Genomic DNA, 23,468 nt, shown 5'->3' with positions numbered 1-23,468 from the left:
CGTTGGCTAAATCTTTAGGTTAATTATCCTTGCTCGGGTGACCGTCCGTTAAGCCTCTTTCGAAACCCCTTACCGGTAAGCTCTTGTTAGCCTTGGCGTTTAAGTCGAATTTTATGAGTATTCGATAGTGTCGCGATCAAGGTGAAGAACAAAAAATCACCGGGCGACAAACGAGAGGCAAAGACAATGATCAATTCGCGTCCGGCGGCGAAGACCGCCAACGTATCCGATGACCGCCGCGAGGCGATCCGTTCGCTGTACATGGAATCGCTGCAGCTGGTCGAGCGGCTGCATCGCCGTCTGCTTGACGTGATCAAGGACGAATTCGACCGCAACGGTCGCTCCGACATCAACGCCATCCAGGCGCTGCTCCTGTTCAACATCGGCAATTCGGAGCTGACCGCCGGCGAACTGCGCTCGCGCGGCTATTATCTCGGCTCGAATGTCTCCTACAATCTGAAGAAGCTGGTCGATCTCGGCTTCATCAACCACCAGCGCTCGCGCATCGACCGCCGTTCGGTGCGGGTTTCGCTGACGCCGAAGGGCAATGAGGTGGCGGAAGTCGTCGCCGGCCTCTACGAGCGCCATGTCGGTTCGATCGAGCAGGTTGGCGGCATCAACACGGAAGAGTTCAAGCAGATGAACCGCGCCCTGCAGCGCCTGGATCGGTTCTGGAACGATACCATCGCCTACCGGATGTAATCGCATCCGCCGCATCAAGATCTGAAGCTGGACTACGGAAATGCTGCCGCGGAGTGGACCAAAGGCCGGTGCCGAAAAGCACCGGTCTTGCCGTTTCGTCAGGCCGGCCGATCCAAATTCGAGCAACAGCCACGTTGCCGCCATATTCCAATGGAACCGAAGATGCGGGTGATGCTGGGGCCAAAGCCGTGCATTTGTCCTGTGCTCAAGTCACTTCCCATGTGGTTTTACACCGAAGTGATGCGGGCAATGGTTGGCTAATTGTTAAGAAGCCAACTCTAGAGTGCGGGCGAGACCGCCCGGTGGGTTGAATTGTAGCAAGAATGTCTGGAACGTCCATGAGAACCAGCCGCCGTTTCTTCCTTTCAGGAGCCTCCGCGCTCGCAGCCGCAATGGTCGCCGGCCGCGCCAGTGCGCAGGATGTGATCGGGGATATCCTGAAATCCTCGGCGCGCGGCAATTGGGACGACCAATTCGATGCGCGTGCCAGCGAAGGCGGCAAGGTTGCCTCGACGCTGCCGATCTTCAGCCTGCAGACGGTGTCCTTCACCGAGCAGGCGATCATGCAGTATCAGAATATCGTCGCGCAAGGCGGCTGGGAGCAGGTTCCAGACACCAAGAAGCTGCAGCTTGGCGTCGAGGATCCCGATGTGGTGCCGCTGCGCAGGCGCTTGATGATATCGGGCGATCTGGCGCAGAGCGCCGGGCTCTCGGAAGCGTTCGATTCTTACGTCGACTCGGCGCTCAAGCGCTTCCAGTTGCGTCACGGCTTGCCGGCCGACGGAACCACGGGCAAATATACTTTCGCGGCAATGAACGTGTCGGCGCCGGTTCGGCTTGGTCAGCTGCAGACCAATCTGCAACGGCTGCGTGAGCGGGCCGGCACGCTTGGCAACCGCTATGTTCTGGTCGACATCCCGGCGGCGCAGATCGAGGCAGTCGAGAACGACCGCGTTGTGCTGCGCCACACCGCAATCGTCGGCAAGATCGATCGCCAGACGCCGATCGTCAATTCCAAGATCAACGAAATCATCGTCAATCCGTACTGGAACGCGCCGGTCTCGATCGTGCGCAAGGACATCATTCCGCTGATGCGGAAGGACCCCAACTATCTCAAGGATAGCCATATCCGCCTGTTTGCGCCGGACGGCAGCGAGGTCGACCCAATGACGGTCGACTGGTCGACCGACGATGCCGCCAAATACCGCTTCCGCCAGGATCCCGGTTCCGGCAACGCGATGGCCTCGGTCAAGATCAATTTCCCCAGCCCGGACGGCGTCTACATGCACGACACGCCGCAGCAGAGCCTGTTCGGCAAGCTGATGCGCTTCGATTCCTCTGGCTGCGTGCGGGTCCAGAACGTGCGCGACCTCGTCACCTGGATTCTGCGCGACACACCGGGCTGGGATCGCCAGCATTTCGAGGCGGCGATCAAGACCGGGGAGAACACGCCGGTGCAGGTCACCAATCCGGTGCCGGTTTATTTTCTCTACGTCTCGGCCTGGTCGACAGGGCCGGGCGTGGTCCAGTTCCGTGACGACATTTACGGCCTCGACGGAGCCAACGAGCTGCAGATCACATCCGCGCTCTAAGCAGCTGAGTTCATTTGCAAAAGGCCGCCGGAAGGGCGGCCTTTTTCGTTGCCGAGTCTTTCGCGGCAAGCTTTGCTGGACTGATCGCCGGCAAAAGAACGCGCGGCGCCGTATTCGGAAATCGCATCATGCATGTCGCAATGTTCATTCTGGTCGTGCTTATCTTCGTCGCCGTTTCGGGCGCGCTGGTCCGGCCGGTGCGGGTTCCGCTACCTGTGCTGCAGATCGCCATCGGCGCGGCACTGGCTTGGCCGGTGCGCGGAATGCATGTCGAGATCGATCCCGAGCTGTTTCTGCTGGTGTTCATCCCACCGCTGCTGTTCAGCGACGCCTATGGTGCGCCCAAGCGCGAACTGATCGCGCTGCGCGGGCCGATCCTCGACCTCGCCATCGGGCTGGTCTTCTTCACCATTGTCGGCTTCGGCTACGCTTTGCACTGGCTTGTCCCGAGCATCCCGCTCGTCGTCGCTTTCGCACTTGCTGCGGTGCTGTCCCCGACGGATGCGGTGGCCGTCTCCTCGATCGTCGACAAGAGCCTGGTCCCGGCTCGGCTGATGCACATCCTGGAGGGCGAGGCGCTGCTCAACGATGCGTCGGGCCTCGTGATGTTCCGCTTTGCGGTGGCAGCTGCCTTGACCGGCAGCTTCTCCTTCGTCGCGGCGTCCGTGACTTTCCTCTATGCCGTCGCTGCCGGCATCCTGGCCGGCATGGCTGCCTTGTTCGTCGCCGCCAAGGCGCTGCAATTGCTGAACCGTATCGGCGGCGTGCCGGCCGAGGTGCAGGTGCTGGTCATGGTCCTGCTGCCGTTCATCGCCTATCTCGGCGCCGAGAATGTCGGCGCCTCGGGCATTCTGGCGGCGGTCACGGCCGGAGTGCTCACCGGCGGCTCCGGGATTTTCCGCTTTCTCGGCGTCTCGGCACGCATACAGACCGTATCGCTGTGGACGACGCTATCCTTCGTCTTCAACGGCGCGCTGTTCATCCTGCTCGGGTTGCAGCTTCCCGAAATCATCGGCAACGTGCCGCCTGAGCTCGGCAGCCGCTATCCGGTCATCCAGCCAATCGCCACGGTGGTCGCGCTGACACTATGCCTGATCGGGCTGCGCTTCCTGTGGATCTGGGTCGGCGACATTGCGACGCGCGTCTCAGCGCGATTACGCGAGCAGAAGGCCGAGCCGTTCGGGCTGCGCGTTCGGATCGCCGGCTCTGTTGCAGGCGTGCGCGGCGCCATCACGCTGGCCGGCATCCTGTCGCTGCCGCTCACCATGCCGAATGGTTCGCCCTTTCCGGCGCGCGACGTGGTGATCTTCCTCGCCGCAGGCGTCATCATCTGCTCATTGCTCATTGCCAGCCTTGCCTTGCCCAAGGTGGCACGGGGGCTGGTCGAGCCGGGCGAGGATCCTGGCGCTGCCGAGGAGCGTCTTGCGCGCGTGGGCGCGGCCAAGGCCGCCATCGCCCGCATCGAGAGCATGGCCGGCGCGACCGACGGCGATGAAGGGGATATACCCGGCGCCCGGCTTGCCGCCGCCGACAGCATCGTCGCTGGCTACCGTCGCCGCATCGCTGCCTCCGACGAGGCCGACGAGGCGCGCGCCGAGGCCCGCGAGGCCGGACGGCTGGAGCTCGAATTGAGGCTGGCGGGCATTGAGGCCGAACGCGCAGCGGTTCGCGCAATGTTTCGCAGCGGCCAGATTAACGACCATACGATGCAGGCGCTGTTCACCGAGATCACGCTCACCGAGGCCCTGCTGAAGGGCCGGCAGGCAAGGAAATAGAGGCTGCCAGTCTCTCTGGCGCAATCCGGCCAGCAAATTTCGCGCTGCAAACGTGGCGGGCCGAAAGCAACTGTGTTAATGGCGCGACAGACTCCGAACCTTGAGGATTTCAGCCCATGGCAACAGCAGCGGCAGTGTCGAACAAATTCGAATCCTTTTTCGAAACCACGCTTGCCGATGCCGACCCCGAGATTTTCGGCGCAATCCGCAACGAACTCGGCCGCCAGCGCCACGAGATCGAGCTGATTGCCTCGGAAAATATCGTCTCGCGTGCCGTGCTCGAGGCACAGGGGTCGATCATGACCAACAAATATGCCGAGGGCTATCCGGGCAAGCGCTACTATGGCGGCTGCCAATTCGTCGATGTCGCCGAGGAACTGGCCATCGAACGCGCGAAAAAGCTGTTCGGCTGCAACTTCGCCAACGTCCAGCCGAATTCCGGTAGCCAGATGAACCAGGCGGTGTTCCTGGCGTTGCTGCAGCCCGGCGACACCTTCATGGGCCTCGACCTCAATTCCGGCGGACACCTGACACATGGCTCGCCGGTCAATATGAGCGGCAAATGGTTCAAGGTCGTCTCCTATGGCGTGCGCCGGGACGATCATCTGCTCGACATGGATGCGATCGAGAAGACCGCCCATGAGACCAGGCCGAAATTGATCCTGGCCGGCGGCACAGCCTATTCACGTGTCTGGGACTGGAAGCGTTTTCGCGAGATCGCCGATTCGATCGGTGCCTATCTGATGGTCGACATGGCCCACATCGCCGGCCTGGTCGCCGGCGGCATGCATCCGTCGCCGCTGCCGCATGCCCATGTGGTCACCACCACGACGCACAAATCGCTGCGCGGGCCGCGCGGCGGCATGATCCTTTGCAATGACGAGGATATTGCCAAGAAGATGAATTCGGCCGTCTTCCCCGGCCTGCAGGGCGGACCGCTGATGCATGTGATCGCCGCCAAGGCGGTGGCTCTGGGCGAGGCGCTGAAGCCGAGCTTCAAGATCTATGCGGAGAGCGTCGTCGCCAATGCCAAGGCGCTGGCCTCCAGTCTGCAGGAAACCGGTCTCGACATCGTCTCCGGCGGCACCGACAACCATCTGATGTTGGTCGACCTGCGTCCCAAGAACGCCACCGGCAAGCGCGCCGAGGCTGCCCTTGGCCGCGCCAACATCACCTGCAACAAGAACGGCATCCCCTTCGATCCGGAAAAGCCTTTCGTGACATCGGGCGTTCGGCTCGGCACGCCGGCCGGCACCACGCGCGGCTTCGGTCAGGCCGAGTTCCGCGAGATCGGCAAGCTGATCGCCGAAGTGCTGGATGGACTGAAGGTCGCCAATTCCGACGAAGGCAATGCGGCCGTCGAGGCAACCGCGAAGGCCAAGGTGGCGGCATTGACGGATCGTTTTCCGCTTTACCCGTATCTTGGTTGACGCAGGGCGTCGTTCCCCCAACTGTGACGGCGCCGATCAACTGGCCACGGTTGCATCTCGGAGACGCTTGATGATGATGCGAATTTTCCGTTTCACCAGTGTTGGCGCTGCCTTGCTCACCTTAGCGACCTCTCAGCTACTCGGCGCGGCGTTGGCGCAGACCGAGCCGACGCCGGCAGCACCCAAGACAGAGACCTTCGGCAGGTGGTCCACCACGGTGGACGAGGTCAACACCGGTGAGGATGTGCGCAAGACCTGCGCCGCCTCGACGGTCTTTTTCGACGCTAACGGCACCAGTGGCACCCTCACGCTGGCCATCTCGAATGGCGACGTACTGCCACCCGAGGGCTATCCGAGCCTCATCATCGCCGTGAGAAACAGTGACTTGCCCAAGGGGGACAACATCCCGGCGGTGTTCCGCGACGTCAACGACAAGATCAAGGCTGGTTTTCATATTATCGCCGACGGACAGTGGATGATGGACAACAAACCCGAGACCACGCTTGCCATACTGCGTGCCATGCGCCGTACCAGCGCCCTCGATGTCAGCTTCGCCGACAAGCCGGTCGCGACCATATCGATGGACGGCTTCACCAAGGCCTATCGCTATCTCGGCACGTCCTGCGGCTTCCCGACCGGCGACGTCGCTCCCTGATTGGCGTATTGCCGTCCAACTGATTGCCGCTCTCGCAATTTTCCTCGTGCCTCGCTATCTCTGAGGCGCGATCGGTCATCGGCCATACTTTGCCATCGTGGCAAAAACCTCTAAGCCGTTCGCACTACGAGAATCGCGAACCGAAGGCTCTCCATGCGCTGTCCCTACTGTCAGTCCGAAGATACGCAGGTGAAGGATTCGCGCCCTGCCGAAGACGGTGCAGCGATCCGCAGGCGGCGCGTCTGCCCGGATTGCGGCGGCCGCTTCACCACTTTCGAGCGCGTCCAATTGCGCGATCTCGTCGTGGTGAAGAAGTCTGGACGCAAGGTGCCGTTCGACCGCGACAAGTTGCTGCGCTCTGTCGAGATCGCGGTACGCAAGCGCAATGTCGACCCGGAACGTATCGACCGGGCGGTGACCGGCATCGTGCGCCAGCTCGAAAGCTCGGGCGAGACCGAGGTGGCCTCGGGGGAAGTCGGCCGGCTGGTCATGGAGGCGCTTAAGTCGCTCGATGATGTCGCCTATGTGCGCTTTGCCTCCGTCTACCGCAATTTCCGCGAGGCCAAGGATTTCCACGACGTGTTGGGCGAACTCAAAGGCGACGAGCTCAAAACCGACGAGCCCAAGGGCGAAGAGCTGAAGAGCGAAGAGGACGCCAGCTGAGCATGGCAGGGTCCGAACGCAGCACGGCTGAGCAAGAGGTCCTCGATCGCCGCTATATGGCGGCAGCCCTCAGGCTGTCGCGCAAGAATGCCGGGCGGACCTCGACCAACCCTTCCGTCGGCACGCTGATCGTGCGCGATGACGGCGACGGGCCGATGATCGTCGGCAGCGGTGTCACTGCCGTCGGTGGCCGGCCGCATGCCGAAACCGGGGCTTTGGCAGAGGCCGGCGAACTGGCGCGCGGCGCCACCGCCTATGTGACGCTGGAGCCCTGCGCTCATCACGGCCGCACGCCGCCTTGCGCCAATGCGCTGGTCAGTGCCGGCGTGGCGCGTGTGGTCGGCGCTGCCAGCGATCCGGACCCGCGTGTTTCCGGCAAGGGCTATGCAATCTTGCGTGCCGCCGGCGTCGAAGTGGTGGAAAAAGTGTTGGCGGCCGAGGCCGCGGAGCAGATGGCCGGCTATTTAATTCGATCTCTGAAAAAACGCCCGGAAGTGATCCTGAAACTTGCGCTTTCGAGCGACAACAAGATCGGCGTGAAAGGCGAGGGACAGGTCTCCATCACCGGCGATATCGCCCGACGCGAAGTCTATCTGATGCGCGCCGAAGCGGACGGCATATTGATCGGCATCGGCACCGCGCTGGAGGACGATCCGGCACTGACGGTGCGGCTGCCGGGACTTGAGAACCGTTCGCCGGCGCGCATCGTGCTCGACCGCCAGATCAGGCTGCCGGAGACCTCGAAACTGGTTTCCGGCGTCGACCGGGTCCCGCTCTATGTCGCCGCTTGTGCCGAGGCCGATCCACGTCGGCGGGCCGCGCTCGAACGCACCGGCGTGCGCTTCATCGGCACTGAGACGTATGAAGGCGATATTGCGTTGCCGGAACTGCTCGAGGATCTGGCGGCGCTCGGCATGGCCAGCGTGCTGGTCGAGGGCGGCGCCGAGGTGGCCAAGGCGTTCCTTGAGGAAGGCCTAGTCGACCGCATCGTGCTGTTTCAGGGGCCGGATGCGATCGGCGGGGACGGCATTGCATCGCCGGTCGATGCCAACCATATCTCGCCGGGGTTTCGTAAATTGCGCGACATGCGTTTCGGCGAAGACACGTATGCCGAATGGACAAGAGACATCTAGGACCGAACTGATGTTCACTGGGCCAAAGTAATGTTTACAGGAATTGTCACCGACGTCGGCACCGTTGCCGCCGTGAAGCCGCTCAGGGAAGGCGTCGGTTTGCGTATCGACACCGCTTACGATCCGCAGACCATTGCCATCGGCGCCTCGATTTCCTGCGGCGGCGTCTGCCTGACGGTGACGGGATTGCCGGAAGACGGCGCCAACGCACGCTGGTTCGAGGTCGAGGCCTGGGAAGAAGCACTCAGGCTGACGACCGCGATGGGCTGGAAATCCGGCACGCGCATCAACCTGGAGCGGGCTCTGAAGATCGGCGACGAGCTTGGCGGCCATATAGTGTCCGGCCATGTCGACGGCGTGGCCGAGATCGTGGCGCGTAAGGAAGAGGGCGACGCCGTTCGCTTCACCCTGGAAGCACCGCGCGAGCTTGCCAAATTCATCGCCCCCAAGGGTTCCGTCGCGCTCGACGGCACTTCGCTCACCGTCAACAAGGTCGAGGGCACCCGCTTCGACGTGCTGTTGATCCACCATTCGCTGACCGTCACCACCTGGGGCGAGCGACAGGTCGGCGACCGCGTCAACCTCGAGATCGACACCATGGCCCGCTACGCGGCGCGACTGGTGGAGGCGGCGAAGGAGGGACTTTGAGGCGCTCGTCCATAAAGCCCATTCCCTGATGCGACCGCCGCCGAGTTGGCCTTGAAAGTTCCTTCGGCAATCTTCCGCTTGCGATCAAACCGGCTTCGGCCTAAGTCACCGGCGATCCCCGGAGACATCTATGGCAGGCACATCCCAACACGGCAAAGCGTTCATCCGTCCGAAGAAGAAGGCCCACCTTCTTGTCATCGAGGCGCGCTTTCACGACGACCTTGCCGACGCGTTGCTCGAAGGCGCGACAAAGGCCCTCGAGGAAGCGGGCGCGACATACGATGTCGTCACTGTTCCGGGCTCGCTCGAAATCCCGGCGGTGATTTCCTTCGCGCTCGACGGTGCCTCCGAAGGCGGGACGAACTATGACGGCTTCGTCGCCCTCGGCACGGTGGTCCGCGGCGACACCTATCATTTCGATATCGTCGCCAATGAATCCAGCCGTGCCCTGATGGACCTGTCCGTGCAGGATGCGGTCTGCATCGGCAACGGCATCCTGACCACCGAAAACGACGAACAGGCATGGACGCGAGCAAGACGTTCGGAAGGCGACAAGGGCGGCTTTGCGGCGCGTGCGGCGCTGACCATGATCGCTCTAAAGGAACAGCTGGGAGAGCGAACGTGAGCGAACCCGCTTCGCCCGGCCAGCCTGCGGTTCGCCATGCCAACAAGCGCGGTGCTGCCCGTCTGGCCGCCGTGCAGGCGCTCTACCAGATGGACGTCGCCGGCAGCGGTGTGTTTGAGATCACCGCCGAATACGAGGCGTTCAGGCTCGGCAAGGAAGTCGATGGCGCGCTCTATCGCGAAGCCGATGCGCAGTGGTTTCGCGCCATTCTTGCCGGCGTTGTCGAGCACCAGAAGACCATCGATCCAGTCATCCGACAGGCGCTGACCGAGGACTGGCCTCTGTCGAGGCTCGATTCGACGTTGCGCGCCATATTGCGCGCCGGCGTCTACGAGCTGATGCAGCGCGAGGACGTGCCGGTGGCGGTCATCGTCTCCGAATATGTCGACATCGCCAAGGCATTTTACGAAGAAGACGAGCCGAAACTGGTCAATGCGGTGCTTGATCGCGTGTCGCGCCGGGTGCGTGGCGAGGGCCGGGGCAAGGACCCCTCATGACTGCTGTCGTCGCCGTTGAGGCGGGCAAGGAAGCGCGTCGCACCGCCTTCATCCTCGCAGCCTCGCAGGCGATCATCGGCTCGGCCGCACCCATCGCCATTTCCATGGGCGGATTGGCCGGGCAGTACCTGCTCGACGCTGACAAGTCGCTGGCAACCGCGCCGATCACCGGCTTCAATGTCGGCGTGGCGCTCGGTTCCCTGCCGGCCGCGGCGATCATCCGCCGGCTCGGCCAGCGCGACGGCTTCATGACCGGCACAGCGGTCACGGCGCTTGGCGGGCTGGTCGCCACGCTGGCGCTGTTTCATGCCAGCTTCTGGCTATTCGCTTTCGGCTTGGCCGTGATCGGCATCGGAGGCGCCTTCGTCCAGCAGTTCCGCTTTGCCGCCGCCGACAATGCGCCGCCTGAATTCAAGGCGCGCGCCATCTCCTTCGTGCTGGCCGGCGGCATCGTCACCGCCATACTCGGGCCGCAGATCGTCATCTTCACCGGCGACCTGTTCTCGCCGGTGAAGTTTGCCGGCTCGTTTGCGTCCATCCTGGTGCTGGCGGCGGTCGGCGCCGCCATTCTCTCTTTGTTGCGCATCCCGGCCAAGGCAACCGACAAGGTGGAAATCGCCGACAGCGACGCCCGGCCGCTCTCGGAAATCGTCACCAGGCCGCGCTTCGTCGCAGCGCTGTTTTGCGCCGTCGGCAGCTACGCGCTGATGAGCTTCGTCATGACGGGCGCGCCGCTGGCCATGGTCGGCTGCGGCCTTTCGACCGACGACGCCACGCTCGGCATTTCCTGGCATGTGATGGCGATGTTCGCGCCGAGCTTCTTCACGGGGTCGCTGATCTATCGCTTCGGCGCTGAGCGGATCGTGGCCATCGGCCTGGTGCTGCTGATTGGCTGCGCCATAGTGGCGCTGTCAGGGTTGGCACTGTGGCAGTTCTGGACGGCGCTGATCCTGCTCGGCCTTGGCTGGAACTTCAGCTTCATCGGTGCCACCGCCATGGTGGCCGACAGCTACCAGTCATCCGAAAAAGGCAAGGTCCAGGGTTTTCACGATTTCGTCCTGTTCGGCTCCGTCGCCTTCGCCTCGCTGATGTCGGGGGCGGTCTACAATGCCTGGGGCTGGGAGATGTTGAACTGGATGATTTTCCCGGTCGTCGTGCTGTGCTTCGTGGCACTGGGCGTGTTGAAGATGACGGGCTTGCGCGCGGCCAACTGACGTCACCCTGTCGGGACGTCGCGGCAGCGGATTCACTCACATCCGAACAAAATTATTGCGCCCATCCCCCCTCTTATGAAACCGTGTACCCCGACGGGGCATCGAAGCCATGCTCATATGCGGCAGCCGTATTCCGGTTCACAGCAAGGGATTTGTGAGATGTTTTCAATCAAGATTCTGGCCGGCGCTGTACTGGCGCTCGGAATTGCGTTGGCCTCGGCGAGTGCCCAGGTGGTGGTGTCGTCGAAGATCGACACCGAGGGCGGTGTGCTCGGCAATATCATCCAGCTGGTGCTGAACGCCAATAATATCCAGACTACCGACCGTATCCAGCTCGGCGGCACACCTGTGGTGCGCAAGGCGATTACAGCCGGCGAGATCGACATCTATCCGGAATACACCGGCAACGCCGCCTTCTTCTTCGAGAAGGCCGACGATCCGGTGTGGAAAGACGCCGCCAAGGCCTACGAGACTGCCAAGAAGCTCGACTACGACGCCAACAAGATCGTCTGGCTGTCACCGTCACCGGCCAACAACACCTGGGCGATCGCCCTGCGCAAGGAGGTCGCCGATACCAATAAGCTCGTCACCCTTTCCGACTTCGGCAAATATGTCTCGGGCGGCGGCAAGGTGGTGCTGGCGGCCTCCGCCGAGTTCGTCAATTCGGCGGCCGCGCTGCCCGCTTTCCAGAAGACGTATGGCTTCACGCTGAAGCCGGACCAGTTGATCACGCTGTCCGGCGGCGACACGGCGGCCACCATTGCCGCCGCAGCCAACCAGACCAACGGCGCCAACGCCGCCATGGTCTATGGCACCGACGGCGGCATCGCGCCCTCCGGCCTCGTCGTGCTTGAAGACGACAAGGGTGTGCAGCCGGTCTACCAGCCGGCGCCGATCATCCGCGAGGCGGTGCTGAAGGAGCATCCCGAGATCGAGACACTGCTGAAGCCGGTGTTCGCCAAGCTCGACCTTGTCACGCTGCAGGAGTTGAATGGCCGCGTGCAGGTCGGCGGCGAGCCGGTCAAGGGCGTCGCCGAGGACTTTTTGAAAAAGAACGGCTTCCTGAAGTAAGGCGATTCCGGCGCTCCGCTTTCGAGGTGCGCCGGATCGGCCGATGGGGGAGGGCGTGCGCATCCGGTTCGACAAGCTCGGCGTGGTCATCGCGGCGATATCAGCCTATGCGGCTTTTGCGGCACCATTCGCCACGTTCCGCGCCAATCGCATCGTACCCGGCGAGGCGCGCTCGATCCTCGAATCTTTGTCTGCGACGGTCGGTCCGCTGTTGATGGCGATTGTTGTCGCAGCGGCGCTCATTGCGCTGCTGAAAACGCCGCTTGCTCTGCGCCTCGCCGCCAGTGTGGTTGCGCTTGCAGCGCTGGCGCTGCTGATCGGCGTCGCCGGCAGTTTCCTGACACCTGCCGGCAACACCTTCGCCCGTATCTCGCCGGCTTCGGGCTTTTGGCTGCTTATCTTCGCCTTCACCCTTCTGCTCGCCGACGTGCTTACGCGGCTGAACCTGTCGCCGCAGGCACGGATCGGCGTGCTTGTTGTCGCCGCCGCGGCGATCGGGCTGCTGCTCGTCTCGGGAAGCTGGAATAGCCTGTCGATCCTCAAGGAATATTTCAATCGCGCCGATAGTTTTTGGGCGGAAGGCTCCAAGCACGTGACGCTGGCGCTGGGTTCGCTGGCGGCAGCGGTGATTATCGGCCTGCCGCTCGGCATCCTCTGCCACCGCGTCGAGAAATTGCGGGCCGGTGTGCTCAACGTGCTGAACATCATCCAGACCATTCCTTCGATTGCGCTGTTCGGCCTCTTGATTGCACCGCTCGGCTGGGTCGCTTCGCATGTGCCGGGAGCTGCCGCGCTCGGCATTCGCGGCATCGGCACGGCGCCGGCTTTCGTCGCTTTGTTCCTCTATTCACTGCTGCCGGTAGTGGCCAACACCGTGGTCGGCCTCGCCGGTGTGCCGCGTGCCGCCAACGACGCAGCGCGCGGCATGGGCATGACCGACCGCCAGCGGCTGTTCGGCGTCGAGTTTCCGCTGGCTTTCCCGGTGATCCTCACCGGCATCCGCATCGTGCTGGTGCAGAATATCGGCCTCGCCACAATTGCCGCGTTGATCGGCGGCGGCGGCTTTGGCGTGTTCGTATTCCAGGGGGTCGGCCAGACGGCGATGGACCTGGTGCTGCTCGGTGCTGTTCCCACGGTGGTGCTGGCCTTCGCCGCTGCCATCATCCTCGATGCAGTGATCGAAATGAGCGCCAGCAAGCGCAGGGTTGAAACGGCATGATCGAGATCGAAGGCATCACCAAGCGCTACGGCGAGACGACAGTCGTCGACGACGTGTCGATGGTAATCGAGCCGCGCAGCATCGCCGTCATCGTCGGCACCTCCGGCTCCGGCAAGACGACGCTGCTTCGCATGATCAACCGGCTGGTCGAGCCGACATCGGGCGTGATCAAGCTCGACGGCGTCGATAACCGCTCGGTCCCGGATTATGAGCTGCGTCGCAGCATCGGCTATGCCATCCAGGGCCACGGCCTGTTTCCGCATCGCACGGTGGCGCAGAACATCGCCACTGTGCCGGTATTGCTCGGCTGGGGCGCCAACCGCATCAAGGCCCGCGTCGACGAGCTGATGACGCTATACCAGCTCGACCCGCAAGCCTACGGGCCACGCTATCCGCATGAGCTTTCCGGCGGCCAGCAGCAACGCGTCGGCGTCGCCCGGGCGCTTGCCGCGGAACCCAACGTGCTGTTGATGGATGAGCCGTTCGGCGCGCTCGACCCGATCATCCGCAACAAGGCGCAGGAGGATCTGCTGGCGATCCAGAAACGCTTCGGCACCACCATCATCCTCGTCACCCATGACATGGAAGAGGCCGTTCACATGGGCGACAAGATCGCGGTGATGGATGGCGGCAAAGTAGTGCAATATGCCGCGCCGGCCGAGATACTGGCGAAACCGGCCAGCGCGTTTGTCGAGACCCTGGTTGGCGCCAGCGAAAAACCGTTCCGGCTGTTGTCGCTTGGCCGGGTGCGCGACGCGGTGGAAAAAGGCACGGCCGAAGGCGAGGCGATCCCCGGTGATGCCAGCCAACGCGACGCGTTGGCCGAACTCCTGTGGTCGGGCCGCCCGGCACTTCCGGTGAAAGATACTGACGGCAAATCGCTTGGCCGCGTCACTGTGGACGGGCTGGTTAAGCGCGCGGCGAGGCCGGCATGAAAGCCTGGCTTCCGTCGCTGCTCAGGCTTGCTTTGGTGGTGGTGCTTATTGCCTTCGTCGCCAATCCCGGCTGGTTCGAACCGCTGCTGAGGCCGCTGACAGAGAACAACGCGCCGGTAATCTATAATCAGGGCAGCCTGTTGACGTTGACGCTGCTGCATCTGCGGACCGTGCTGATCGCGACGGTTGCCGCGACGATCGTTGCGGTCGCGCTCGCCATTCTGGTCACCAGGCCAGCCGGCGCCGAATTCCTGCCGCTGTCGCGCAGCCTGGTCAATATCGGCCAAACCTTTCCGCCGGTGGCGGTGCTGGCGCTTGCCGTGCCGGCCGTCGGCTTCGGCGAAAAGCCGACGCTGATTGCGCTGTTTCTCTACGGACTGCTGCCGATCTTCGAGAATGCGCTGACCGGCCTGACGACGCTGCCGGCCAACGTAGTCGAGGCGGCGCGTGGCGCCGGCATGACCGGCTGGCAAAGACTGGTCAAGGTCGAGCTGCCGCTCAGCGCGCCGATCATTCTCGGTGGTATCCGGCTGTCGGTGGTGATCAGCCTCGCCACCGCGACCATCGGCTCGACGGTAGCGGCGAGGACACTGGGCGAGGTGATCATCGCAGGCCTGCTGTCGAACAACCTCGCCTTCATCCTGCAGGGTGGCCTGATCGTCGCCGCCCTTGCCGTGCTGATCTATGACGGGCTGTCGGCGGTCGAGCGCTATACCGCCCGGCGCATGGGACGCGAGCCCGAGTAGCGTCTCGGGGCGAAGTTCGGTCTTTTTTCAGTGGCCGGTCGACCGCGTCGGATGATCGAGCGTCAGTTCCAGCGTTGTGCCCGTCTCGCCGGTGATCCAGCGGCGGCGGATGATGGCGAAATCGTGCTGTGTGTCGGCTCTAACCACAGAGACCAAGTCGCCCACCGCGCAATCACTGTCGAGATCGAGGGCTTCGACAGTCTCGGCAATGTCTTGCTTGCCGGCATAATGTCTCGCAATGGCTGTGAGCACGATGATCACTGGCCCACCCGTTGCGCGATCTTCGGGACTCGGCGATTGATGAGTGCGATGCCCCGATCTTTCAGCAGGAGTTCTTGCCATGACCGCGCGTTTCTCCAAGATCGTCATGTGTTTGTGTCTGGCGGCTTTCGCCTTCCTCGTCGCCTTCGGCAACATCACCGATTACGGCTCAAACTTCGCCTTTGTCCAGCATGTGCTGAGCATGGACACGACCTTTCCCGGCAATGCACTGATGTACCGCTCGATCACCAACCCGGCCTTGTGGACGGCTGGCTACTGGCTGATCATCATTGGCGAGGCGCTGACCTGCCTGCTTTACCTAATCGCCGCCTGGCAACTCTGGCAGGCGCGCAACGCGAGCGGACAGGCTTTCAACGATGCCAAGAAGTTCGCCATCATTGCCGCCACAATGGGCTTCCTCATTTGGTATTTCGGCTTCATGGTCGTTGGCGGCGAGTGGTTCGCCATGTGGCAGTCTTCGATTTGGAATGGTCAGGAGGCAGCGTTCAAATTCTACATGACCATGCTGGTGGTGCTGGTCTTCGTCGTCCAGCCGGACGGCGACCCACGTAAAGCCTGACCGCCGTTCGCCGATTTCAACCGATCTAACCGGATGGCAGTGTCGACAGGCGCACACTGCCGTCCAGCCTTTTGGACGAAACCCGGGATCTTTTGGGCGAAAGCCGGACAGGAACGGAACAATATCTTGACGTTCCGAGCCCTGTTTCGCATAAGCCGCTGCGAAGGGACGGATTCCGGTTGCGGAAAATTCGTCCCCTGTCTCAACGGCCCGGGGAGGGGTTCTTTTGGGCCACCAATCGAGGAAAATTCGGCAATGACCATACTTTCAGCTGTCATCGCCTGCGGTCTGCTTTCAGTCCTTTACGCCATCTGGGCGACACGTTCGGTCCTCGCGGCCGATCAGGGCAATGCACGCATGCAGGAAATTTCCGCGGCCATCCGCGAAGGCGCGCAGGCCTATTTGGCGCGCCAGTACACCACTATCGCCATCGTCGGCGTCGTGGTCCTGCTGCTCGCCTGGTGGCTGCTTTCGATCACCGCCGCCATCGGCTTCCTGATCGGCGCCGTTCTATCGGGCGCCGCTGGCTTCATCGGTATGCACGTCTCGGTGCGCGCCAATGTGCGCACCGCGCAGGCGGCTTCCAACAGCCTCGCTGCCGGCCTCGAGATCGCCTTCAAGTCGGGCGCCATCACTGGCATGCTGGTTGCTGGCCTGGCCCTGCTCGGCGTCTCGATCTACTACCTGATCCTGACCCAGTTCATGGGTCTGCAGCCCGACGATCGCGTCGTCATCGACTCGCTTGTTTCGCTCGGCTTCGGCGCCTCGCTGATCTCGATCTTCGCCCGTCTCGGCGGCGGCATCTTCACAAAAGGCGCCGACGTCGGCGGCGATCTCGTCGGCAAGGTTGAAGCCGGCATTCCCGAGGACGATCCACGCAATCCGGCCACCATTGCCGACAATGTCGGCGACAATGTCGGCGATTGCGCCGGCATGGCCGCCGACCTGTTCGAGACCTATGCGGTGACGGTGGTCGCCACCATGGTCCTCGCCGCCATCTTCTTCGGTGGCACCGCCGTTCTCGGCGCGGCCATGCTCTATCCGCTGGCCATCTGCGGCGCCTGCATTCTCACCTCGATCGTCGGCACTTTCTTCGTCAAGCTCGGTTCCAGCGGCTCGATCATGGGCGCGCTCTACAAGGGCCTGATCGTCACCGGCCTGCTGTCAATTGTCGGCCTTGCCGTGGCCACCTCGGCATGCATCGGCTGGGGTGAGATCGGCACCGTCGCCGGCATGGCCATCACCGGCACCAACCTGTTCATCTGCGGCCTGGTCGGCCTTGTGGTGACCGGCCTCATCGTGGTGATCACCGAATACTATACCGGCACCAGCAAGCGTCCGGTGAACTCCATCGCCCAGGCCTCGGTCACCGGTCACGGCACCAACGTCATCCAGGGCCTCGCGGTCTCGCTGGAAGCGACGGCGTTGCCGGCGATCGTCATCGTCGGCGGCATCATCTCGACATACCAGCTTGCCGGCCTCTATGGCACGGCGATCGCGGTGACGACGATGCTTGGCCTCGCCGGCATGATCGTCGCGCTCGATGCCTTCGGCCCGGTCACCGACAATGCCGGCGGCATTGCCGAAATGGCCGGCCTTCCCAAGGAAGTGCGCCAGTCAACCGACGCGCTTGACGCTGTCGGCAACACCACCAAAGCGGTAACCAAGGGCTACGCCATCGGCTCGGCCGGCCTCGGCGCGCTGGTGCTGTTCGCGGCCTACTCTAACGACCTGAAGTTCTTTGCCGCCAATGGCGACAAATACCCGTACTTCCAGGGCATGGGCGACGTCTCCTTCGACCTCTCCAACCCTTACGTCGTCGCCGGCCTGATCTTCGGCGGCCTGATCCCGTATCTGTTCGGCGGCATCGCCATGACCGCCGTCGGCCGCGCCGCGGGTGCTATCGTCCAGGAGGTGCGCAAGCAGTTCCGCGAGGATCCGGGCATCATGGCCGGCACCTCGAAGCCGAACTATGCGCGCGCCGTCGACCTTCTGACCAAGGCAGCGATCCGGGAGATGATCGTTCCGTCATTGCTGCCGGTGCTGGCACCGCTGGTGGTCTATTTCGGCGTCCTCCTGATCTCCGGTTCGAAGGCATCCGCCTTTGCCGCGCTCGGCGCCTCGCTGCTCGGCGTCATTGTCAACGGCCTGTTCGTTGCCATCTCGATGACCTCCGGCGGCGGCGCCTGGGACAACGCCAAGAAGTCGTTCGAAGATGGTTTCGTCGACAAGGACGGCCTCAAGCACATCAAGGGCTCCGAAGCGCACAAGGCTTCGGTGACCGGCGACACGGTCGGCGATCCCTACAAGGATACTGCCGGCCCAGCGGTCAATCCGGCGATCAAGATCACCAACATCGTCGCGCTGCTGTTGCTGGCCGTTCTCGCGCACGGCTAAGCTCGGTCGCTATGGCCTTAAGACAAAAACCCGCGGGATCGCTCCCGCGGGTTTTTCATTGCATGAGATATGCCGCTTACAGGGAAGCGAAAGGAACGGAAGGAAGCCGACACCCTCGGGCGGATCAGGAGCCGCCGAGCGTGCTGCCGCCGCTGGCGCCGGGAACACCAGGCGCCAGCTTGCTGGCGCCACTGATGATCTGGCTGAGGAAGTTCTGGTCCTTGCCGCCGGTCGGCGTGGTGCGCGAGATGAAGTCGAACACCTTGCCGTCCTTCAAGCCGTAATTGGCGATCTGGGTGACGCGCCCGTCATCGCCAAAATAGACCGCCAGCACATGCTGGTCGACCAGCCGCGGCTTGTCGAAGGCGACATAGCGCTTGCGCGTCTGAGAAATGTAATAAAAGGCCTCGTTATCGAAGGTCGCCTTGGTCGAGGGAGTGCCGAGCGCCAGCAGCACCTGTTCGCGGCTTGAGCCGACCGGCACCAGGTCGATCGCCTGCTGGTCGATGACGTAGCCTTGCGTCAGCGTCTCGCTCGGATTGAGATCGCCGATCATCTTGGACGAATTGCAGGCGGAAAGCGCCGCAGCGATCACCAGCAGCGAAACCGCACCGCCGGGCCTGGGCAGGAAAGTCGACTTGAATTTCAGCGCGCGCAACTACAACTCCATAAGCTGGCCGCAACTTGCGCTGGGCCGCAAAACCGGTAAACCAGCTTGCTTGCCGATGCAACAAGGCCACTTCAACAAACGGTCCCGGGAGACCACCCTCAAATGTTCCAGCGCCTCTTTGGCCACGAACGACATGCCAACCGCGCCATCACCGAGGCGCTTTACGCACAAATCGTGGCGGCGGCGCGGCAAACGGTGTTTTATTCCGCCTGGAACGTGCCGGACACGCCGCTCGGCCGCTTCGAGATGCTGTCGTTGCACATGTTCCTGTTCCAGCACCGGTTGCGCGGCGAGGGCGGTGCTGCGGCAGAGGTTGCGCAGGTGCTGATCGACGAGTTCTTCATGGATGTCGAACATTCGTTGCGTGAATTGGGCATTGGCGACGTCGGCGTGCCGAAGCGAATGCGGAAACTGGCGAAGATGTTCTATGGCCGTACCGCCGCCTATGATGATGCGCTGCAACGAAATGACCATGATGCACTCGCCGCCGCCCTTGCCCGCAATGTCAGGCCGGATGCCGGCGCCTGGCCGCAAGCGTCGCAACTGGCACTCTATGCCGCCGATGCATCAAGGCAACTCGCGGAACAGCCGACCGAATCGATCGTTTCCGGAACGGTGGCATTTCCCGTGGCCAACGCTTGAGCGACGGCAGGCCGATGAAGGTGGCGAAGTGGAGGCGAAGATGAAACACCCTGATACCCACAGCCCAGTGTCATTCCTGGCAAATGTCGCCCGGCTGCCGCAAAAGGGGCTGCCGGTGGTCATCGATGCCGACGCTGGGCAGCGCGCCCTGCTGGCCGTCGAGCACGAGCTGCTTTCGGTCGAGAACTATCGCGCCGAACTCCTGGTCGAGCCCTGGAAGCGCAACGGGGTGAAAGTCAGCGGCCATGTCGAGGCCGATATAACGCAGGCCTGCATCGTCACCCTCGACCCGGTCAAGGCGCATATCGATGAGCCGGTCGAAGCGCTGTTCCTGCCGGAGCAATCCAAGCTCGGGCGGCAAGGTTTCGACGGCGGCGGTGAGATCCTGCTCGACGCCGAAGGCCCGGACAGCCCGGAAACCTTTTCCGGCGATGCGATCGACGTCGGGGCGCTTGCCGAGCAGTTCTTTGGCTTGGCGATCGATCCATATCCGCGCAAGCCGGGTGTATCGCTGGAGGCCGCCGGCGATGCCGAGCCTGTGGAGAATGAATTCCAGCAAAAGCTCAGATCACTGTTGGGAAAATCCTGATAGCTGACCCAATTTGAGAAAAGTTGGTTGTGCGGCAGCCCAAAACCGTTATTTTCGCCGAACCTTCGCGAGCCCCGCACCTTGGCAAGCCCGCTGGCCAAGCAACCGTGAGATGAACACCGCGTGATCAGGATTTCCATCGATGCCATGGGCGGCGATCACGGGCCAAGCGTGGTCATCCCGGCGCTCATGACTGTCGCCACCCGCCGTCCGGATATACGCTTCGTCATTTATGGGCGCGAAGAAGTGGTACGGCCCGAACTCGCCAAATTCCCCAAGCTGGCGGAAGTGAGCGAGTTCATCCACTGCGAGATCGCAGTGCGGATGGACGACAAGCCGAGCCAGGCGCTGCGCCATGGCCGCTGGAAGTCATCGATGTGGAAGGCCGTCGAGGCGGTCAAGGCAGGCACTGCCGACGCCTGCATCTCGGCCGGCAATACCGGCGCGCTGATGGCAATGTCCAGATTCTGCCTTCGCACCATGGCGACCATCGATCGCCCGGCAATCGCGGCGCTCTGGCCGACATTGCGCGGCGAGAGCGTGGTGCTGGACGTCGGCGCCACCATTGGCGCGGATGCGCATCAACTGGTTGATTTTGCCATTTTGGGCACCGGCATGGCGCGCTCGGTTTTCGGCATCGAACGGCCGAGCGTCGGCCTGCTCAATGTCGGCGTCGAGGAGATCAAGGGCCAGGAAGAGGTCAAGGAGGCGGGTCGTATGTTGCGCGAGGCCAACATGGCCTCGATGAACTACCATGGCTTTGTCGAGGGTGACGACATCGGCAAGGGCAGTGTCGACGTCGTCGTTACCGAAGGATTTGCCGGCAACATCGCGCTGAAGACGGCGGAAGGCACCGTCAGGCAGATCGCCGGCTATCTGCGCGCGGCGATGAACCGGACGCTGATGGCCAGGATCGGCTATATCTTCGCCAAGACCGCCTTCGATCGCCTGCGCGAGAAGATGGATGTCGGCCGCTCCAATGGCGGCGTCTTCCTCGGATTGAACGGCATCGTGGTGAAAAGCCATGGCGGGGCTGATTCGGATGGCTTTGCGGCGGCGATCGAGCTTGGCTACGACATGGTGCGCAACAATCTGCTTGACCGCATCGAAGCCGATCTCGACCTGTTCCATGCCCGCAATCCGAATGCCCAGACAATCCGGAAATCCGACGTCGTCATCGACGCAAAGGAATAGGAAAGAGCATTGATCAGATCAGTCGTGCGCGGCACGGGCGCCGCGCTGCCCCGCCGCATTATGAAGAATGCCGATTTCGAAGGCATGGTCGAGACGTCGGACGAGTGGATCGTCCAGCGCACCGGCATTCGGCAGCGCCACATTGCGGCCGACGACGAGACGACGGCCTCGCTGGGCGAGGCGGCAGCGCGCGCAGCCCTCGACAGCGCCGGCCTGACGGCTGACGACATCGACCTGATCGTGCTGGCGACCTCGACGCCCAACAACACCTTTCCCGCGACCGCGGTCGAGATCCAGAACCGGCTCGGCATGCACCACGGTTTTGCCTTCGACCTGCAGGCGGTCTGCTCCGGCTTCGTCTATGCAGTGACGACCGCCGACCTCTATATCCGCGGCGGCTTGGCCAGACGGGTACTGGTGATCGGCTCGGAAACATTTTCGCGTATTCTCGACTGGAACGACCGCTCGACCTGCGTTTTGTTCGGCGACGGCGCCGGCGCGATGGTGCTGGAAGCAGGCACGGGGGCAGGCGGCATCGCCGACCGAGGCGTTCTGGCGGCCAGCCTGCGCTCCGACGGCATCCATAAGGACAAGCTTTTTGTCGACGGTGGGCCGTCGACCACCGGAACCGTCGGGCACCTCAGGATGGAAGGCCGCGAAGTGTTCAAGCATGCGGTCGGCATGATCACCGACGTCATCGAGGCGACGTTCGCACAGGCCGGCATCGGCGCCGCCGATCTCGACTGGTTCGTGCCGCATCAAGCCAATAAACGAATTATTGACGCTTCGGCCAAAAAGCTCGGGATAGAGGAGCGGAAGGTGGTGGTGACCGTCGATTTGCACGGTAATACCTCGGCGGCTTCCGTGCCGCTGGCACTGTCCGCAGCCGTCGCCGACGGTCGCATCAAAAAGGGTGACCTGGTACTGCTCGAGGCGATGGGCGGCGGCTTCACCTGGGGTGCCGTCCTGCTCCGCTGGTAAGTGCCGAACTATCGGGTTCGGGTCCTTGACCTTGACGGATCAATTACTTAGGTTCTGCCGTTGCTTGTATGATTTATGTTTTTGAGCTGATGGGACGGTTCGTATGGGGGGAAAGACACTTACGCGCGCCGACCTCGCTGAAGCCGTTTACCGCAAGGTTGGGCTGTCGCGTACTGAATCGGCTGAGCTTGTCGAGGCGGTGCTGAATGAGATCTGCGAGGCGATCGTTCGCGGCGAGACGGTGAAGCTGTCGTCCTTCGCGACCTTCCACGTGCGCTCCAAAAACGAGCGCATCGGGCGCAATCCCAAGACCGGCGAGGAAGTGCCGATCCTGCCGCGCCGGGTGATGACCTTCAAGTCGTCGAACGTGCTGAAGAACCGTATCCTGCGCTCCCATCAAAACAGCAAAGTCAAGGGCAGCAAGTAGCCGCCCAATCCCCCTTTGCCAAGAATCATGCCCCAGGCTTCGGTTGAAAAGCGAACCCTGCTTTTGCGCCGGGCTTGAATATTGTTTCATAAACCGCTGAAATAAGATGCGATTCGGTACGCCGGATCGGTATTTGGGTGTGATCCGTTCCGGCGGGACGGAAAGCTGCTCTCCTTGTTAAGCGTGATGTCGCCCGAACCCGGTTCCCGCCTTTCGCGATCATGCTCTAGCGTGAGGATTCGCCCATGGACAAGAGCCCTGATGCTTTCCGCACCATCAGCGAGGTCGCGGAGGATCTGGATTTGCCGCAGCACGTGCTGCGCTTCTGGGAGACGCGTTTCAACCAGATCAAGCCGATGAAGCGCGGCGGCGGCCGCCGTTACTACCGTCCGCAGGACGTAGAACTGATCAAGGGTATTCGTCATATGCTCTACGACCAGGGCTATACGATCAAGGGCGTGCAGAAGCTGTTGCGCGAGAACGGCAACCAGTTTCTGATCGCCGTCGGCAGTGGCGACATGGCGGCGGTCGAGGCGATCTCGCAGCGCCGACAGGCCGACACGGTACCGCTGACGCAAGCGGCGCAGCCGCGCGGCCCGGACGACGAAATGCTGGTTGGCCAGCCGAGGGTGAAACCCAGCCGTCGTTTTTTCGGTATAGGCAAGACCGACGAGGAAGGTCCGGTTCCGCCGGACACGTCAAAACTTTCCCGTGACAATCGCGCATTGCTGCAGGAGGCGCTGTTCGACCTCCTGGAATGCAAGCGCCTGCTCGATCAGGTTCGCTAGAGCCCGCCGGGCTGACCGGAACGGTCTTCAGGGT

At 62.7% G+C, this 23,468-nt stretch carries 26 protein-coding genes; 23 read left to right on the top strand and 3 right to left on the bottom strand.

What is annotated here, in order from left to right; translation table 11 throughout:
* Window positions 1-186: 186 nt before the first annotated feature.
* Both ldtR and NKJ73_RS25335 read left to right on the top strand, forming a co-directional pair.
* Window positions 187-702, top strand: a complete 516-nt coding sequence (ldtR, locus tag NKJ73_RS25340; RefSeq protein ID WP_023674486.1) for a transcriptional regulator LdtR — start codon at window positions 187-189, stop codon at window positions 700-702.
* 338 nt (window positions 703-1,040) lie between these two features.
* Window positions 1,041-2,294 (top strand): L,D-transpeptidase family protein, encoded by a 1,254-nt coding sequence (locus NKJ73_RS25335; protein WP_023674488.1) that lies wholly within the window; start codon window positions 1,041-1,043, stop codon window positions 2,292-2,294.
* Here NKJ73_RS25335 and NKJ73_RS25330 read toward each other — a convergent pair.
* A complete protein-coding gene (locus NKJ73_RS25330) occupies window positions 2,291-2,428 on the bottom strand; it encodes a hypothetical protein (protein WP_156937265.1) in 138 nt (45 codons plus the stop codon). The two genes, NKJ73_RS25335 and NKJ73_RS25330, sit on opposite strands and share 4 nt — an antisense overlap.
* Between NKJ73_RS25330 and NKJ73_RS25325 the strand changes: the two genes are divergently transcribed.
* The 13 genes from NKJ73_RS25325 to NKJ73_RS25265 all read left to right on the top strand — a co-directional run bounded on the left by NKJ73_RS25325 (window position 2,423) and on the right by NKJ73_RS25265 (window position 14,905).
* On the top strand, window positions 2,423-4,069 hold the full coding sequence (locus NKJ73_RS25325) for a Na+/H+ antiporter (protein WP_352571469.1): 1,647 nt from the start codon (window positions 2,423-2,425) through the stop codon (window positions 4,067-4,069). The two genes, NKJ73_RS25330 and NKJ73_RS25325, sit on opposite strands and share 6 nt — an antisense overlap.
* A gap of 116 nt (window positions 4,070-4,185) precedes the next feature.
* A complete protein-coding gene (glyA, locus tag NKJ73_RS25320; protein ID WP_352571468.1) occupies window positions 4,186-5,499 on the top strand; it encodes a serine hydroxymethyltransferase in 1,314 nt (437 codons plus the stop codon).
* A 76-nt stretch (window positions 5,500-5,575) separates the two neighbouring features.
* Window positions 5,576-6,154 carry an invasion associated locus B family protein gene (locus NKJ73_RS25315; RefSeq protein ID WP_502896681.1) on the top strand — a complete coding sequence of 193 codons (579 nt, stop codon included), beginning with the start codon at window positions 5,576-5,578 and terminating at the stop codon, window positions 6,152-6,154.
* 153 nt (window positions 6,155-6,307) lie between these two features.
* Window positions 6,308-6,817 (top strand): transcriptional regulator NrdR, encoded by a 510-nt coding sequence (gene nrdR / locus NKJ73_RS25310; RefSeq protein ID WP_352571467.1) that lies wholly within the window; start codon window positions 6,308-6,310, stop codon window positions 6,815-6,817.
* 2 nt (window positions 6,818-6,819) lie between these two features.
* A complete protein-coding gene (gene ribD, locus NKJ73_RS25305; protein WP_352571466.1) occupies window positions 6,820-7,950 on the top strand; it encodes a bifunctional diaminohydroxyphosphoribosylaminopyrimidine deaminase/5-amino-6-(5-phosphoribosylamino)uracil reductase RibD in 1,131 nt (376 codons plus the stop codon).
* A 30-nt stretch (window positions 7,951-7,980) separates the two neighbouring features.
* Window positions 7,981-8,598: a riboflavin synthase gene (locus NKJ73_RS25300; protein ID WP_352571465.1), complete on the top strand. Its 618-nt coding sequence runs from the start codon at window positions 7,981-7,983 to the stop codon at window positions 8,596-8,598.
* 130 nt (window positions 8,599-8,728) lie between these two features.
* Window positions 8,729-9,223 carry a 6,7-dimethyl-8-ribityllumazine synthase gene (gene ribH / locus NKJ73_RS25295; RefSeq protein WP_352449305.1) on the top strand — a complete coding sequence of 165 codons (495 nt, stop codon included), beginning with the start codon at window positions 8,729-8,731 and terminating at the stop codon, window positions 9,221-9,223.
* A complete protein-coding gene (gene nusB, locus NKJ73_RS25290; protein WP_352571464.1) occupies window positions 9,220-9,720 on the top strand; it encodes a transcription antitermination factor NusB in 501 nt (166 codons plus the stop codon). The genes ribH and nusB overlap by 4 nt, the downstream gene beginning before the upstream one ends.
* The gene (locus tag NKJ73_RS25285) at window positions 9,717-10,934 is read left to right on the top strand and encodes an MFS transporter (protein ID WP_352525292.1); all 1,218 of its coding nucleotides are present in this window, start codon (window positions 9,717-9,719) and stop codon (window positions 10,932-10,934) included. The genes nusB and NKJ73_RS25285 overlap by 4 nt, the downstream gene beginning before the upstream one ends.
* Before the next feature lie 159 nt (window positions 10,935-11,093).
* On the top strand, window positions 11,094-12,005 hold the full coding sequence (osmF, locus tag NKJ73_RS25280) for a glycine betaine ABC transporter substrate-binding protein OsmF (protein WP_352571463.1): 912 nt from the start codon (window positions 11,094-11,096) through the stop codon (window positions 12,003-12,005).
* 43 nt (window positions 12,006-12,048) lie between these two features.
* On the top strand, window positions 12,049-13,224 hold the full coding sequence (locus NKJ73_RS25275; protein ID WP_352571462.1) for an ABC transporter permease: 1,176 nt from the start codon (window positions 12,049-12,051) through the stop codon (window positions 13,222-13,224).
* Window positions 13,221-14,159, top strand: a complete 939-nt coding sequence (locus tag NKJ73_RS25270; RefSeq protein ID WP_352571461.1) for an ABC transporter ATP-binding protein — start codon at window positions 13,221-13,223, stop codon at window positions 14,157-14,159. Before NKJ73_RS25275 ends, NKJ73_RS25270 begins: the two co-directional genes overlap by 4 nt.
* Window positions 14,156-14,905 (top strand): ABC transporter permease, encoded by a 750-nt coding sequence (locus tag NKJ73_RS25265; RefSeq protein ID WP_352456588.1) that lies wholly within the window; start codon window positions 14,156-14,158, stop codon window positions 14,903-14,905. The genes NKJ73_RS25270 and NKJ73_RS25265 overlap by 4 nt, the downstream gene beginning before the upstream one ends.
* Window positions 14,906-14,932: 27 nt before the next feature.
* Here NKJ73_RS25265 and NKJ73_RS25260 read toward each other — a convergent pair whose 3' ends face one another.
* Entirely contained in the window at window positions 14,933-15,166 is a 234-nt protein-coding gene (locus tag NKJ73_RS25260; protein WP_023674502.1) for a hypothetical protein, read from the bottom strand.
* Window positions 15,167-15,245: 79 nt separating this feature from the next.
* Between NKJ73_RS25260 and NKJ73_RS25255 the strand changes: the two genes are divergently transcribed.
* Window positions 15,246-15,746, top strand: coding sequence for a DUF2165 family protein (locus NKJ73_RS25255; protein WP_352571460.1), 501 nt, complete (start codon window positions 15,246-15,248; stop codon window positions 15,744-15,746).
* A gap of 255 nt (window positions 15,747-16,001) precedes the next feature.
* Window positions 16,002-18,143, top strand: coding sequence for a sodium-translocating pyrophosphatase (locus NKJ73_RS25250; RefSeq protein WP_352456590.1), 2,142 nt, complete (start codon window positions 16,002-16,004; stop codon window positions 18,141-18,143).
* A 124-nt stretch (window positions 18,144-18,267) separates the two neighbouring features.
* On the opposite strand, the gene NKJ73_RS25245 is transcribed toward NKJ73_RS25250, so the two are convergent.
* Entirely contained in the window at window positions 18,268-18,801 is a 534-nt protein-coding gene (locus NKJ73_RS25245; RefSeq protein WP_352449315.1) for an outer membrane protein assembly factor BamE, read from the bottom strand.
* A 114-nt stretch (window positions 18,802-18,915) separates the two neighbouring features.
* Here NKJ73_RS25245 and NKJ73_RS25240 point away from each other — a divergent pair, with 114 nt between their 5' ends.
* From NKJ73_RS25240 to NKJ73_RS25215, 6 genes are all read left to right on the top strand, one after another.
* Window positions 18,916-19,455: a ubiquinol-cytochrome C chaperone family protein gene (locus tag NKJ73_RS25240; RefSeq protein WP_352456591.1), complete on the top strand. Its 540-nt coding sequence runs from the start codon at window positions 18,916-18,918 to the stop codon at window positions 19,453-19,455.
* 40 nt (window positions 19,456-19,495) lie between these two features.
* Window positions 19,496-20,044, top strand: coding sequence for a YceD family protein (locus tag NKJ73_RS25235; RefSeq protein ID WP_352571459.1), 549 nt, complete (start codon window positions 19,496-19,498; stop codon window positions 20,042-20,044).
* A gap of 123 nt (window positions 20,045-20,167) precedes the next feature.
* Window positions 20,168-21,238 carry a phosphate acyltransferase PlsX gene (gene plsX, locus NKJ73_RS25230; protein ID WP_352449317.1) on the top strand — a complete coding sequence of 357 codons (1,071 nt, stop codon included), beginning with the start codon at window positions 20,168-20,170 and terminating at the stop codon, window positions 21,236-21,238.
* A gap of 9 nt (window positions 21,239-21,247) precedes the next feature.
* Window positions 21,248-22,219 (top strand): beta-ketoacyl-ACP synthase III, encoded by a 972-nt coding sequence (locus tag NKJ73_RS25225; protein WP_023674509.1) that lies wholly within the window; start codon window positions 21,248-21,250, stop codon window positions 22,217-22,219.
* A 103-nt stretch (window positions 22,220-22,322) separates the two neighbouring features.
* Complete coding sequence (locus NKJ73_RS25220; RefSeq protein WP_023674510.1) at window positions 22,323-22,646, top strand: integration host factor subunit alpha; 324 nt, start codon at window positions 22,323-22,325, stop codon at window positions 22,644-22,646.
* A gap of 245 nt (window positions 22,647-22,891) precedes the next feature.
* On the top strand, window positions 22,892-23,434 hold the full coding sequence (locus tag NKJ73_RS25215) for a MerR family transcriptional regulator (RefSeq protein ID WP_023674511.1): 543 nt from the start codon (window positions 22,892-22,894) through the stop codon (window positions 23,432-23,434).
* Window positions 23,435-23,468 lie beyond the last annotated feature (34 nt).

The sequence above is a fragment of the Mesorhizobium sp. M0074 genome, assembly GCF_040322975.1.
Classification (GTDB): Bacteria; Pseudomonadota; Alphaproteobacteria; order Rhizobiales; family Rhizobiaceae; genus Mesorhizobium.
Note: the sequence above shows the minus strand (reverse complement) of the source record. Positions and strands in the feature narration are given on the sequence as shown.